Source organism: Reichenbachiella sp., assembly GCF_039941815.1.
GTDB lineage: Bacteria > Bacteroidota > Bacteroidia > Cytophagales > Cyclobacteriaceae > Reichenbachiella.
In genome coordinates, this window is record NZ_JBDVDW010000032.1 from 350080 (window position 1) to 365163 (window position 15084).

Genomic DNA, 15084 nt, shown 5'->3' on the forward strand with positions numbered 1-15084 from the left:
AAAAGAAACGCTTTCTTATTATTAATTTGATCAACGGAATTATATAGTTCTATTGTTTGTTGGTATCGTATAAATTGAATTGTGATGAAATATAGAATCTTACTTCTGATCTTATTTGTTCCTTTGCTCACCATTGCACAGCCGTCTCATCAGGTTTTTGATCAAATGCTGAAAAAATATGTAGACAAAGATGGAGGGGTCAATTATGCGGCCTTTAAAAATGAAGAAAGCGCTCTAAATGATTACTTGATAGAAATGATGCTTGAGCCTCCTACTCGCGAGTGGAGTGACAACGAGACGCTCAGCTATTGGATAAACGTCTACAATGCGCTGACTATTCAGTTGATCTTGAAATATTACTCTGTGGAGAGTATCAAGGACATCGGATCCAAAATACAAATTCCATTTATCAATACGCCCTGGGATATTAAATGCTTTGAAATAAACGATGGAGAAGAGCTCTCTCTCAATAATATAGAGCACGGGATAATCAGAAAAGACTTTGATGAGCCCCGGATTCATTTTGCGCTTGTATGTGCCGCAGTATCTTGCCCCAAGTTATTGAACGAAGCCTATGATTCAAACAGGCTGGATGCCCAATTGACTAAACAGACAAAAGAGTTTTTGGCCAATACTGGCAAAAACAAGATCAGCACGGATAGGTTAGAACTATCAAAACTTTTTAGTTGGTATGGAGGAGATTTTAGAAAAAAGGGGACTCTTGTAGATTTTCTAAACACATATTCGACAGTCAAAATCAACCAGAATGCCAAAACATCATTCATGGACTATAACTGGGACTTAAATAAACAATGATATGATTTTGGTATTTTGACTTAGTCAATACCTAAAGCCACCCATCATAATTTCATTGACCTTTGGTACAACTTTTTTTAGTTTGGGTACATCTCAAATTAGAAAACTCAACTACCATGGTCAAAAACTATCTCAAACTAGCGCTGAGGAACCTGTTCAAAAGTAAGTCCACAGCCTTTATCAATATTGGAGGGCTCTCCATAGGATTTCTCTCCGCCCTGCTCATTTTTACCTATATCAAAAAGGAGCTTTCCTTTGATCGCTTTCACTCAAACATTGACAACATCTACCGCGTCCTTACCATTGATGAGGCACTCGGCGTCACAAGCAATCTAGTTGGGATCACCATGCCTGCTTTGAGCGAAACCATGCAAAATGAGCTAACAGCAGTAGAAAAAAGTGTTCGGATTAGTACCAACGGCCGAACACTTGTAGAATATGACAAAGTCCCTATCTATGCAGAAAACATGGTTTATGTCGAACCGAGTCTCTTTGAAGTTTTCGACTACCAACTAGTAGCCGGACATCAACCCACCGCATTGACTGCGCCAAACACAGCTGTGCTGACTGAAACCATGGCTAGCAAAATATTTTCCTCTATGGACCCTTTGGGCAAGACGATTAGAATCAACAACTCTGACGATTTGGAAGTAGTCGGTGTCATGAAAGACCCGTCGCCATTTACCTCGATGGAATTTGATGTCCTGGTGTCCATGGTGCCAGCCGAAAGCGACAGCAATACAATCAATTACCTAAACAGTTGGAATAGTATTTCTATGGTTTCTTATGTGTCACTCAGTCCATCAGCAGAGGTTGATGACGTGAAATTTAAGATGGAAGAAATCATTCGCCAGAACAATGTACCAGACAATTTCAAGGTCACGCTCCAGCCATTGACAGAGAGCCATCTGAATTCTTCAGGTATCCTTTTCGATTTGTTTAATGCAAATAAGGGAGATGCCAATTACCTCTACACGCTAGCAATAGTGGGTTTATTTGTTGTGCTGATTGCCGCTTTCAATTTTATGAATTTGTCTACTGCCAGATCAGCCAATAGAGCGAGAGAAGTTGGCATGAGAAAAGTAATGGGAGCCAACCGTGGCCAATTGGCTATCCAGTTTCTATCTGAATCCATAGTAATCTGCCTTTTTTCACTTGTGGTGGCATTAATTGGCCTTTTTGTGTCCAGCACCTTTTTAGATTTTGGACTCAGCCAAAACTTTCTGGTCTATTTGCTCAGCGATTCACAAAATATCTTGTGGATAGTAAGCACAGTGCTTGGACTAGGAATATTGGCAGGCATTTATCCAGCTTTTTTGCTTTCAGGTTTTTCTATTCTGAAAGTCCTCAAGGGAAATTTCAAAACAGGAACTTCTGGGGTTTGGCTTAGGAAAATACTAGTTGTGATTCAATTCACTGCCTCCATAGCCATGATCATAGGTACGATCACGGTATATTATCAACTGGACTATCTCAAGTCATCCGACAAGGGATTTGAAGACGAGCAAATTTTGTCTATCAATCTCGGGGATCAAAGCTTGCGAGAATCTGGAGAGCGCCTTAGAAATAGGCTTGCACAAATACCGAATGTAGAAAAAATGGGCCTATCCGGATCAATGCCCGGCCGTGGTATTGGCCGAAGCGGTATGCTTCCGGAAGGGGCCGACCAGGATGATATTTGGATTGTCAGCAGTATGCAGGTCAACGATGAGTATTTTGATTTGATGGGAATGGAAATAGTGAAAGGACGCAATTATTCTCGTGATATCAAATCAGACTCTGCAACAGCTATTATTATGAATGAGGCGGCCGTCAAAGCCATCGGCTGGGAAGATCCTATAGGTAAAAAAATCAGCCAGGGGCCCAATGAGCGCACAGTGATTGGCGTAGTGAAAGACTTTCATTTCGCAAATATGCGGCATCAGATAGAGCCTATGATTCTCCCATATCAGCCCTCCTCACTTGGAAACGGCGTATTGTCACTAAAAATCCGCCAACAAAACTTAAAAAGTACGCTTCAGGAAGTAGAGCGAATCTGGAATGAGATCAATCCTAATCACCCATTTGAATATTCGTTTTTCAATGAAGAATTTGGCCGGCAATACGAAAACGATGAAAATTTCGCATCCTTGATTGTGAGTTTTACTTGGTTAGCCATATTCATAGCGTGTCTTGGTCTAATCGGTCTTTCAATGTTTACAGCCGAACAGCGAATCAAAGAGATCGGCATAAGAAAGGTGTTGGGTGCAAATATCCGCACCATTACCATATTGCTCTCTACAGAATTCACCAAACCTGTAGTGGTTGCCTGCTTGATTGCTATGCCGATTGCCTACTATTTTCTCAGCGACTGGTTAAATGGATTTGCGTATCATGTAACCATGCCGTGGACAGCATACGTGCTTGCCTCAGTGCTAGCTATTGTTATTTCACAGCTCACTGTGAGTATTCATGCAATCAAAGCCGCTGCATCGAATCCTGTGAATGCCTTGAGAAACGAATAGAATAAAATGGCCCTTGCCTTAATCTGTGGGTAAGTTTTGAACTTGCTCTTCCAAGATTTGAATGCCTTCCGAAAAGGATCTTGGGTTGTAACCGAGTAATTCTCTTGCTTTATCGATTATAAAACCGGTCTTGGGCGGACGCTTGGCCGGTTGAGAAAAGGTAGAAGCATCAACTTGAGTAATCAGTGACGCATCCAGGTCGAAATGCACGGCAGCCAAAAGCGCCATATCGTACGGCGTAAGCAACTCATCTCCAGAAATATTAAATATTCCCTTGGCTTTTTTCTCGGCGATTAAGTAGCACCCTATGGCAAGATCTTCTGCAAGCGTCGGCGTTCTCCACTGATCATTGACCAGATTGAGCGGCTTGTCATTTTCCAGATTCTCCTTTACCCAGAGAATAATATTAGATCTACTCATTCCTGGTGTAATGCCATACACCAGTATGGTTCTTGCGATCGCCCAATCACCCTCGGACGCCATTACAATTTTTTCTGCGTCTAGCTTACTCTGTCCATAAAAACTGACAGGGTTAGGAGTGGCTTCTTCTGAATAGGGCCCTGCTTCTCCGTCGAAAATAAAATCTGTAGATAGGTGAATAAAAAATGACCCATGCTGCTCGCTGGCTCGGACCAAATATTTAACCGCTTCTACGTTGAGCTGTCTACAGCCCTCCTTTTCGGCTTCACACTGATCTACATTGGTCATAGCAGCTGTATGGATAATCGTATCTGGTTTATACTGCTTAATTACCCGATCAACCTCCAGCTCATCGGTTATATCTAATTCGCAATACTCAAAATCAGTATTCAGATAATTAATGCGATTAGCTCCTCGCGAGGTTGCCACTACCTCGATATTCTTATCAATGAGAAGCTTAACCAATTTTTGCCCTAAAAGGCCATTGGAGCCCGTGATTAATATTTTCATTTCTGATAGAGATAAGATTTTTGAAGCGGAGGTGAATTGCAAACATAAAGAAAATAAATATTTTTTATATTCGCTTGTACACACCCAATCATGCCATAAAAAATTGAAAAACGAATAGAACCAATGGAAAACGAAGAATATCAGAAATCGTCAGTATTTCAAAATCTCCTTCTTATTCTTTCTATCTATGTCGTCATTGAGCTGTATGTTGGGACGATAGTCACCTATCCCGAAGGTCTAAAGGAAATACTTACCTGGATTGATTTCGGCATCTGTATGCTTTTCCTTTATGATTTTTTTAATGGCTTCTTTAGGAGCGATGATAAGTGGAAATACTTCAAGGGTAATTGGATCGATTTGGTTTCCTCTATACCTACCATCGAAGCGCTAAGAATGGGCAGGATCGTTCGGGTCATTCGAATCTTGAGAGTGCTCAGATCTGCAAAGTACATATTCAACGCGTTCAGTAGGAAAAACTCTTTCAACACCTTTAGGAATTTGATGTTGATCAGTGGCATGATCATATTATTTTTTACTTTGAGTTTTTATCATCTGGAAAAAAATGCCAATCCGCATATTACTTCCATGTCTGATAGCTTGTGGTGGACGACTGTCACCACCATCACGGTTGGATTCTTACAAGATATTCCACCGGTGACGGTAGAAGGTAAGTTTCTTAGTGTAGCTCTTATTTTGCTTGGAATGATTATGTTCTCCACCCTCACAGGTACTATTACTGACTACTTCATTGAGGATGAAGATATTCAAGAAAACATCGAAGAATTAAAGGAGAAAGTGGTTTCTCTGGAAAGCAAGATTGACCGGATGGCTGAAAAAATTGATCAGCTAAACAATTCTTAGAAATTCACAACAAACTCGCAATGGCTGCATTAAATGTATTGGACAATCAGTCTAAACTGCCCGCACTAGACGTGGATAAATACCTGATGCGATTGAAAGTGAGGAGGGAAAGGATTCCTAATCTGAAATTTCTAAAAACTCTGCATAAGGCGCATTTATATCGTATTCCATTTGAGAATTTGGATATTCATATGGGAAACCAAATTATTTTGGACGTGCAGAAAATTTATCAGAAGGTTGTCCTCAAAGGGCGGGGAGGCTTCTGCTATGAGCTCAATGGTTTGTTTTATCATCTGCTCTCTCATCTGGGCTACTCTTGCCATCTGATATCCGGGAGGACTTATGAAGATGGCTCACTAGCTCCTGAGTTTGACCATGCTGCTATTTTGGTGGATGTAGATGATACAAGCTATCTCGTGGATGTTGGGTTTGGCGATCTCTTTATTGACCCTAAAGCTTTGCATCCTGGTAAGGTTCAGATGGATTATACCAAATACTTTAGGATAGATAAGACCATAGATGATGAATATATCGTGAAGGTCTCTACCGACTCATTTAACTATGAATCAAAATACCTTTTCACCAAGACTAAGCGGCAACTGGTAGAGTTCATCGATATGTGCGACTATCATCAGGTCAATCCAAAATCTCCATTTACAAAAAAGATGCTTATCACAAGAGCCACACCTCGTGGCAGAATCACTCTTACGAACAGGAAGCTTTCTGCAACGATATCTGGCAAGAAGGAAGAAATAGTTCTCTTAAATCATGATGAATTCCGAGTTAAACTACTTCAGCACTTCGGTATTCGATTTATTAGAAATCGCTAGACCAATGCGTCCCAAAGCACCTCTACTGGGTGCTTGGCAATTTTGCCTGTCCCATCTTTGATCTGATGTCTACAGCTAGTGCCAGGTGCTACGATCACGGTTTCTCTGTCGCTTTTTCTCACCTCAGGAAAGAGTACGAGTTCACCTACTTTCATGGAGACGTCGTAGTGATTTTTTTCATACCCAAAAGAACCAGCCATTCCACAGCAGCCAGAACTGATCACTTCTACTTTATAGTTCTCTGGTATTGAAAGTGTGTCTTTTACTGTAAGCATGGAGGATAGTGCTTTCTGATGACAGTGACCATGTACTTTGATATTCTTGTGCTCTCGTGAAAATTTTTCTTTGACGATAGTTCCTCTTCTAAACTCTCTGGCCAAAAACTCTTCCATAATTAACGATGCCTGAGCAAGCGACTTGGCCTTCTCTCTCCATTTGTCATCTACCAGATCAGGGTATTCATCTCTTATTGTCAATAATGTGGACGGTTCTATTCCGATCAGCGGAACCTCATTAGATACTATTTCCGCTAATAGCTCTACATTCTTATTTGCGATAGCTTTAGCCCTCTTTACCATACCTTTCGATATCAATGCTCGGCCAGATTCTTTGTGCTCCGGGATTTCTACACAATACCCCAGCTTATCGAGAAGTTCTACGGCTTTTATTCCTATCTCAGCATCGAGATAATTGGTAAACTCATCACAAAGCAAATAGACTTTGTTCTTAGAGTTTTGACTGATGAGGTACTTTTTCGATTTCTGATACCACGAATAAAGCGTTTCGCTAGCCATCGGAGGCATAGAACGTTTTTGGTGGACCCCCATTACTGCTTTGGCAATCGATCCGGTCAATTTATTTCCAAAAAGAAAATTGTAAATGACAGGTGCCTTGGAGGCCAATTTCATGTTGGTGGCATACTCACCCATCATTCTGGCCTGTAGCGGGATACCGTGTTCATCATAGTAGTTTTGTTGAAACTCAGCTTTTAATCGTGCCATGTCTACATTAGATGGGCATTCTGATTTGCATCCTTTACAAGAAAGACATAGATCTAATACTTCTTTGATCTCCTCGCTATCAAACTTATTGGCCTTTTTGGAGCTAGTCAATATCTCCCTTAGAATGTTTGCTCTGGCTCGTGTTGTATCCTTTTCGTCTGCCGTAGCCATGTAGCTAGGGCACATCGTGCCTCCGCTTCCGGCCGATTTACGACAATCTCCTGAGCCGTTGCACAATTCTGCAGCTCTTAGGATGCCTTTGCTTTTATCCCAATTGAAATAGGTGCTTATTTCCTCTTCTTTCTGATCGACGCTATACCTCAGGCTGGTATCCATTGGTGGCGTGTCAGTGATTTTTCCAGGGTTAAAAATACCTTTTGGATCCCATGTTTTTTTGAGAAGTTCGAGCAAGGCATAGTTACTGGCTCCTATCTGCTCCTTGATAAACTCTCCCCTGAGACGCCCATCTCCGTGCTCGCCGCTGAGTGAGCCTTTGTATTTTTTCACAAGCCTGGAGATCTCCTCTGCTACAATCCGAAACATGCGATGACCCTCTTCAGTCTTGAGGTTTAATATTGGACGGAGATGTAACTCTCCAGATCCCGCATGGGCGTAATGAACACAGCTCAGATCATATTTATTAAGCGTCTCGTTGAACTCTCTGATATATGCCGGCAAATCCGTGACATCAACTGCAGTATCTTCAATAACCGGCTGCGCTTTTGCATCTCCGGGTATGTTGGCTAATAGGCCGAGACCCGCTTTGCGTAAACTCCATATTTTACCAACATCGTCGCCTTTAAGAATGGGATAATGATAGCCTAATTTTTTTGCCTTCAAGGCTGAGATCATCTCTTGGCACTTTCGCTCCAGATCACTTTGATCCTTACCTGCCAACTCCACTACGAGTATAGCTCCAGGATCTCCGTCGATAAAAAACCTATTTTTTTGTTGCTCCAGATTCTCTTTGGTACATTCAAGGATATAATGATCGATCAGCTCACAGGCGTGAGGGTTATATTCAAGCGTCACCAGGTTGGCCAGCAGGGACTCATTTACATCTGCACAATGAACACAAACAAGGGCTTTATGTTTAGGTGGAGTTGGGATGGTAGCCAGCTTAATCTCTGTGATAAAAAGCAATGTGCCTTCTGAACCGGCAATGAGCTTACAAAAATTAAATTTTTCTCCTTCAGTAATAAAGGGCTGATTGATTGCCATGAGATCTATAGCATATCCCGTGTTTCTTCTAGGTATAGATGGTTTTGGAAATTCTTTCTCTATTTCAGATCTGACATTGGCCGATTGCAACATGTCTTGCATATTTCTATACAGCGCTCCTTCCATCGTCTCAAGTTGAAGCTTTTGCTCAAACTCTTCAGATGTAAGTTCAGAAAAAGTGACTTCGCTGCCATCTGCCAGCAGACCTTTGATCTCCATCAGGTGATCACGAGTACTGCCATATACTACAGAGTTAGATCCGCAAGAATTGTTGCCCACCATACCGCCTATCATGGCTCTATTGGCAGTAGACGTCTCCGGTCCAAAGTATTGGTCGTATGGTTTTAGATGGCGGTTGAGATCATCGCGAATCACTCCTGGTTGCACTTTGACCCATTGTTCTGTCTGATTGACCTCAAGAATCTCAGTAAAGTGCTTCGAGACATCTACCACTATACCACTTCCTACCACTTGACCAGCTAGAGAGGTGCCCGCGGTCCGGGGAATGAGTGAGGTGTTATTTTCTGCGGCAAAGGTAATCAGTCGCTTCAGATCCTCCTGACTTTTGGGAATTGCGACAGCCAAAGGTATTTCTCGATAGGCCGAGGCATCAGTCGAATAAAGCTTTCGTAATGTATCATCCAAAAAAAGATCTCCCCCCAGCTTTTTTGCCAATCCCGTTAGTGCGCTTATCATGAAGCAAAATTATGGATTTAAAGATATAATTGACCTTAACTGTCCTTCACAATTTCTATGGTCTTGGTTATTTTTAATAATTATAAATTTTACGCTAGAATATTAAAGATTTTCTATCTGGAAGGCTCATATTTCAATAGAAGATCATGGCCAACGTTGTAACATCAAAGGGTTTAATCATTATTTTTAAGGTCGTGATAAGCGTAATAAAACTAAGGGTCTGAAAAAGCAGTTACAAATGATGGATAACGATACTCATAAGATGAAAAAATGGCAGCGGAAAATTCACGAAATAATTTTCGGATACCACACAGCTGCTGGTAGAATTTTTGACATTGTGCTGCTTGTCGCCATTGTAGCAAGTGTACTTGTGGTCATGCTGGAAAGCGTCAATGATATAGAAGAGCACTACGGCACCGAGTTGAGATTTATAGAATGGGTCTTCACCTTTCTTTTTTCAATTGAGTACCTGGCACGTATTTTATCTTCTCCCCGCCCGATCAAGTATATCACCAGTTTTATGGGCATCATAGATTTACTTTCACTCATCCCTACCTACCTCAGTTTCTTCATTGTAGGGACTCACTCCTTGTCCGTCATTAGATCATTTCGACTGATCAGGGTTTTTAGAATATTGAAATTGACTCATTTTATGGGTGGTGCTCAGCAGCTAGGCACTGCATTATGGAGTAGTCGGCACAAAATCGTCGTTTTTATGGGTACTGTTGTGTGCATCGTAGTGATAGCAGGGACCGCGATGTATATTATCGAAGGTGGAGAAAATGGTTTTACCAGCATTCCTAAAAGCATCTATTGGGCGATTGTCACCATCACCACCGTAGGATATGGCGACATTGCTCCGCAGACTATTATTGGTCAGGCTACAGCCTCTATCCTGATGATTCTCGGCTATGCAATAATAGCCGTACCGACAGGGATCGTAACAACTCAAATGGTGGCTGATTCAAGAAAAATCGGAACTGTGACGTGCTCAAATTGTGGGGAGGACGATCTTCCCAGCAGATCTCGGTTCTGTCTGAATTGTGGTGCAAGTATTTACAACCAATAGCCTGTAAAAATCTATCTTATTGGTTATTTCTAGAGCCGGTATACTTAAATCTTCTTGACAGCCCAAAGCCAAAGGTATAATCATTACCGGCGTCAAAAAGCAGCCCGCCATTTAGATCAATTTGAGTTTCACTATTTATCAAATAGGATACTGTGGATTGGACTTGTTTATAATCCTGATGATGCCAGTATTCGGCGGTGGCAGTCAACCCATCAATAAGTGCATAGGCCAAAGTAAAATCCCCAAAATAGCCTCCCGAAGTGTAACCTGCATTTATAAAACCGACCAGTTTATCTGACAAATTCTTATTGACAGCTACTCGATAGCCAAGCACTTTAAATGAATTTCCTCCTTCATTTGAATTCGATTTACTTCCCATATTTATGGAAAACCCGATTCCGGGTTTATTTCCTTCGGGCTGAATCATCATCCATTTCAGTCCCATAGTAGCAAATCTATCTTCGAGCGTTGGTATACTGATTCTAATTTCTGTAGACCTGGACAAAGAGGCACGAATCAGGGCGTCATAAGCCCATTCATCTCTGTCAATGTCAGAATATTGAGCCCCTTGCTCCCATTGGAAGCTGTTTTCGGGTAACACCCATGGTCCAATCGACAAGGTAGGACGGGCCGTGGCTATCGTCTCCTGTGCGCTCAAACTGTGAGTAAAAAAGCCAAGTAGAAGAAAAGCAAATAGAAGTTTGATGGGTATGTGTTTAATAATCAAGACGCTTTGTTTTTGAATGAATAATTCGAATGATAAAGGTAAAATTAAACTTATGTAGTCAGATTTCGTCCTCACTATTTAAAATCACTTAGGTAAATTATCTTTATTTTTGAACTGAAAATAATAATATGGGAGGATTTTAATTGAAAATGATTCCTGCGTAACTATTCTTTGAACAAAAAGTAAGCGAGACATTGAAAGTAAGGGCAATAAAAATTGGATTGATTGGGCTGCTTGTTCCTGTAGTTTTATTAGGCGTTTTCTCATTTTCAAATGATGACAAACATTTCGAGATGGCAAAGAACCTCGAGATTTTCGCCTCACTCTACTCGGAAATCAACAAGTACTACGTCGATGAGGTAAATCCAAATACGTTGCTAAGAACAGGTGTGGATGCTATGCTTGAGAATCTCGATCCTTACACCGTTTACATTCCAGAGGATGACATAGAGGATTTTAGAACAAATGCCACAGGCGAATACGGTGGACTTGGGATTCAATCCAACAGAATTGATGAAAAACACATTGTCCTAAATCTATATGAAAATTCGCCGGCTATGAAGGCTGGAATAAAGATTGGTGATGTGATCACAGAAGTGGACGGAGTGCCGCTTGCCAACCTGACGGATGAACAAGCTGGGAAATTGATGAAAGGTCAGTCTGGATCCGATATCCAGGTAAAAGTTCTCAGGAACGAAAAAGAAACATTTTCATTTACCACCACAAGACAGAAAATAGTAATCCCTAACATTAGTTATAGTACGCTACTGAATGGCAAAACGGGATATTTGCGACTTAGTGAATTCACCAAAGATGCAGCAGATGACGTAAAAAATACCGTTCTAGGTTTAAAAGAGCAGGGGGCTACCAGCCTCATCATAGACCTGCGAGAAAATCCTGGAGGACTGCTCAATGAAGCTGTTGACATATGTAATCTCTTTTTGCCTAAAGGCTCAAAAATTGTGGATACCAAAGGAAAAATCCAGGCACAAAGCCACTCTTACCTTGCCAATTCTGAACCTATAGATCTCAATATCCCCATAGCTGTAGTGGTGAATAAGGGAAGTGCCTCAGCCTCCGAGATAGTATCAGGCGTATTGCAAGATTATGACCGTGGGGTAATCATTGGTCAGAAATCCTACGGCAAAGGGCTTGTGCAGGTCTCTCGCAAATTGTCATTCAACTCTCAATTAAAAGTGACGACAGCCAAGTATTACATTCCTAGCGGCAGATGTATTCAGGCGCTGGACTACGCAACAAGAAATGCAGATGGCACTGCTATAAAGATGGCAGACTCGTTGAAAACACAATTTCGAACGACCAATAATAGAATTGTATATGATGGGGACGGGATAGACCCTGACCTTTTCATTGAGCCCAAATCTATGTCTTCATATGCTAGAAATCTGTCCAGAAGCGGGTTGATTTTCGATTATGCCACTACCTACTATTACAATCATGATAGCATTGCGTCCCCGAGTGAATTCAAACTTTCGGACGAAGAATATAGTGAGTTTGTAGAATGGATGGGTTCGAGAAGCTTTGATAACCCATCTCAAGTTGAAAACACACTTGAATTAATAAAGGAAGCAGCCAATCAAGACAAGGTTTACAACAAGCTCGTGAGTGAGATTGATGATATCACCTCCTCGGTAGAAAAAATTAAATCCAATGGTCTGGAAACCTTCCAAACAGACATCAAGGAGCTCCTGAAGAGGCAAATTATTCTAAGATACTATTATACCTCCGGGCAAGTGGAAGCTGCCCTCAACAAGGACGAAGAAATCCAGGTGGCACTAGATATTTTAGCCAATCAAGAAGAGTATATAGCCAAACTCAAAGGCTAGATTTTTAAGTTTCTTTCAAATATATTGCAAGCTTACTTATCATGCCATGCAAGAAAATCTTGACCGTGTAGTACTGTCCTTCAATCAAGAGTCTTTGATGCTACTCAATGCCTGCATCGCATTTATTATGTTTGGGGTAGCTCTGGAGCTCAAGATCGAACACTTTAAATACCTACTTAAAAAACCTAAAGCTATTCTCATCGGACTGCTGTCTCAGCTCGTCCTGTTACCGATGCTCACCTTTATATTGGTCTTGCTGCTCAACCCTTCTCCGAGTATTGCACTGGGTATGATGCTGGTGGCTGCCTGCCCGGGAGGTAATGTATCAAATTTCTATACCAGTCTTTCCAATGGCAATGTGGCACTTTCGGTGAGCCTCACTGCCATCACCTCCTCCATCGCTTTTTTATCCACGCCGTTCAATTTTACATTCTGGGCCAACCAGCATGAGCCTACAGCTGCCATATTAAGAGAGGTACAACTGAATGTGATGGACGTAGTATTCACCGTAATATTTATATTGGTGATTCCTCTTGTGCTTGGTATGTGGGTCAATAGCAGGTATCCCAATACCACTTTTAAAATAGCCAAGCCGATCAAACGACTTTCAATAATTATATTCGCCGCATTTGTGGTAGGGGCATTGTCTGCCAATTTTGACCATTTTGCCAACTATGTATTCAATTTCTTGTTCGTAGTCTTGATACACAATGCATTGGCTCTGACCACTGGTTTTTCTCTGGCCAAATCACTTGGATTAGGGTCAGCTGAAATACGAAGTATCACAATAGAAACTGGAATCCAAAACTCCGGATTAGCGCTTGTGATCATATTTCAGTATTTCGATGGACTCGGCGGTATGGCGATAATAGCCGCATGGTGGGGGGTGTGGCATTTAATATCCGGAGCTGTAATATCGTGGCAGTGGTCTTCCAGGCCCAAATTAGTGATGCCCTGATTTGCTCATCTTTCGACTGGTTCGATTTCTAATTATTCCATAATTTTTTGTACTTTTGACATAACCCATTGATTAATTCACCTGAATCAATATGAAAACTGAGTTTATTTGGTACAATCCTGCTGAACGGGAATATCAGTTCGGCGATAAGGAGCGATATATGAATACTATCAAGAATAGTAATCAATCGAATAATTTCGTGATTCTGGATAGTTTTCTAAATCTGAACGCAGATTTTAGAACTAAGCTCATTTCAAGGCTAAATTTCCTCAATTCAATGAGCAGATCGGGCGAAATGGAGTTTATTTAGGCCCTCTCCAAATCTTATCTAACAATTCATACCATTGATCGAAGCAGAGTCTCAGCTGATCGAATCACCGTGTTTTTACGGGCAGTAATCGAGACTCTTCCTGTGTCTATCGAATATAAATAACGCGTGTCAGATTGCTGAGTATACTTGTATCAAGAAAGCGCAGTTTATGAGAATCCAAGTTCGGAAATAGAACTTGGGTTTTCTTTTAAACTCAAGAAATTACCGCAAGGTCCGAATTGGTTAGCTATTGGAAAGATTCGGGATAGGTTAGTATGAATTGGAATTTTGTAACACTTCTTCACTCCTGGAGAGGTGTTTTTTTATTTCATCAACTGAGCCGCTTCTTTTGCGAAATAGGTCAATATCACTTTGGCTCCGGCTCGTTTCATACTCAACAAGGTTTCCATCATGGTCAGATCATTATCCAACCAGCCGCGCTGTGCAGCAGACTTGATCATGGCGTACTCTCCTGATACATTGTAGGCTGCTATGGGTAGATCAAAATTGTCTCTTAGTAGCTTTATCACGTCCAGGTAAGCTAAGGCTGGTTTTACCATTAAAAAATCCGCGCCTTCTTCCTCGTCAAGCTCAGCTTCTATGATGGCTTCTCTTAGATTAGCCGGATTCATCTGATAGGTTTTCTTGTCTCCTGATTTGGGTGCTGAATCAAGCGCATCCCTGAATGGTCCGTAAAAAGCACTAGCGTATTTGGCAGTATACGACATGATGGAAGTATCCTCGTATCCATTGTCGTCAAGAATATCTCGAATATACTCTACTCGCCCATCCATCATATCAGAGGGGCCGATGATGTCAATACCTGTCTCAGCCTGAGCCAAAGCCATAGCACCAAGAATCTCTAATGATTCGTCATTTAGTATGATTCCATCTTCATCGACGACGCCATCGTGTCCATCAGTACTATAGGGATCCATGGCTACATCTGTCATAATACAGGCTTCGGGAAATTTCTCTTTGATTTCTTCCAATGCCTTTAAGTAAAAGAAGTTGGGGTCGTGACTTCTGCTTGCCAGTTTGTCCTTGTGCTTTTCATCCACTACAGGAAAAATATCAAATGCAGAGATTCCAAGATTCAGACACTCCTCTATTTCCTTCAGCATCAAATCCTTCGACAGACGATAGATGCCAGGCATAGACTCCACTTCTATAGATTTAGATTTCCCTTCTAGCAAAAACAGGGGATACATAAAATCCTGTGTAGCAAGTCTAGTCTCCTCTACCATTCCGCGGATGGCTGCGGTCTTTCTGTTTCTTCTGGGTCTGCGTAGCATGTGCTTTTTTTTACAAATG

General features: G+C 41.4%; 12 protein-coding genes. 8 read left to right on the plus strand and 4 right to left on the minus strand.

Features of this window, described 5'->3' with window-relative positions:
• Window positions 1-84: 84 nt before the first annotated feature.
• Both ABJF11_RS08790 and ABJF11_RS08795 read left to right on the plus strand, forming a co-directional pair.
• Window positions 85-816, plus strand: a complete 732-nt coding sequence (locus ABJF11_RS08790; RefSeq protein ID WP_348119436.1) for a DUF547 domain-containing protein — start codon at window positions 85-87, stop codon at window positions 814-816.
• A 116-nt stretch (window positions 817-932) separates the two neighbouring features.
• Entirely contained in the window at window positions 933-3320 is a 2388-nt protein-coding gene (locus ABJF11_RS08795; protein ID WP_348119437.1) for an ABC transporter permease, read from the plus strand.
• An 18-nt stretch (window positions 3321-3338) separates the two neighbouring features.
• On the opposite strand, the gene ABJF11_RS08800 is transcribed toward ABJF11_RS08795, so the two are convergent.
• Window positions 3339-4250, minus strand: a complete 912-nt coding sequence (locus ABJF11_RS08800) for an SDR family oxidoreductase (RefSeq protein WP_348119438.1) — start codon at window positions 4248-4250, stop codon at window positions 3339-3341.
• A gap of 123 nt (window positions 4251-4373) precedes the next feature.
• Between ABJF11_RS08800 and ABJF11_RS08805 the strand changes: the two genes are divergently transcribed.
• Both ABJF11_RS08805 and ABJF11_RS08810 read left to right on the plus strand, forming a co-directional pair.
• Window positions 4374-5111 carry an ion transporter gene (locus tag ABJF11_RS08805; RefSeq protein ID WP_348119439.1) on the plus strand — a complete coding sequence of 246 codons (738 nt, stop codon included), beginning with the start codon at window positions 4374-4376 and terminating at the stop codon, window positions 5109-5111.
• 20 nt (window positions 5112-5131) lie between these two features.
• Window positions 5132-5941 (plus strand): arylamine N-acetyltransferase, encoded by an 810-nt coding sequence (locus ABJF11_RS08810; RefSeq protein ID WP_348119440.1) that lies wholly within the window; start codon window positions 5132-5134, stop codon window positions 5939-5941.
• Here ABJF11_RS08810 and ABJF11_RS08815 read toward each other — a convergent pair.
• A complete protein-coding gene (locus ABJF11_RS08815) occupies window positions 5938-8859 on the minus strand; it encodes an FAD-linked oxidase C-terminal domain-containing protein (RefSeq protein ID WP_348119441.1) in 2922 nt (973 codons plus the stop codon). The genes ABJF11_RS08810 and ABJF11_RS08815 overlap by 4 nt on opposite strands.
• Window positions 8860-9097: 238 nt before the next feature.
• Between ABJF11_RS08815 and ABJF11_RS08820 the strand changes: the two genes are divergently transcribed.
• Window positions 9098-9928: an ion transporter gene (locus ABJF11_RS08820; RefSeq protein WP_348119442.1), complete on the plus strand. Its 831-nt coding sequence runs from the start codon at window positions 9098-9100 to the stop codon at window positions 9926-9928.
• A 16-nt stretch (window positions 9929-9944) separates the two neighbouring features.
• Here ABJF11_RS08820 and ABJF11_RS08825 read toward each other — a convergent pair whose 3' ends face one another.
• Window positions 9945-10655 carry a hypothetical protein gene (locus ABJF11_RS08825; protein ID WP_348119443.1) on the minus strand — a complete coding sequence of 237 codons (711 nt, stop codon included), beginning with the start codon at window positions 10653-10655 and terminating at the stop codon, window positions 9945-9947.
• A gap of 293 nt (window positions 10656-10948) precedes the next feature.
• On the opposite strand from ABJF11_RS08825, the gene ABJF11_RS08830 reads away from it, so the two are divergent.
• From ABJF11_RS08830 to ABJF11_RS08840, 3 genes are all read left to right on the plus strand, one after another.
• Window positions 10949-12502 carry a S41 family peptidase gene (locus ABJF11_RS08830; RefSeq protein ID WP_348119444.1) on the plus strand — a complete coding sequence of 518 codons (1554 nt, stop codon included), beginning with the start codon at window positions 10949-10951 and terminating at the stop codon, window positions 12500-12502.
• Between the two features lie 46 nt (window positions 12503-12548).
• Entirely contained in the window at window positions 12549-13460 is a 912-nt protein-coding gene (locus ABJF11_RS08835) for a bile acid:sodium symporter family protein (protein ID WP_348119445.1), read from the plus strand.
• 91 nt (window positions 13461-13551) lie between these two features.
• Window positions 13552-13770 (plus strand): hypothetical protein, encoded by a 219-nt coding sequence (locus tag ABJF11_RS08840; RefSeq protein ID WP_348119446.1) that lies wholly within the window; start codon window positions 13552-13554, stop codon window positions 13768-13770.
• Between the two features lie 323 nt (window positions 13771-14093).
• On the opposite strand, the gene hemB is transcribed toward ABJF11_RS08840, so the two are convergent.
• Window positions 14094-15065 carry a porphobilinogen synthase gene (hemB, locus tag ABJF11_RS08845; protein WP_348119447.1) on the minus strand — a complete coding sequence of 324 codons (972 nt, stop codon included), beginning with the start codon at window positions 15063-15065 and terminating at the stop codon, window positions 14094-14096.
• Window positions 15066-15084: the final 19 nt, after the last annotated feature.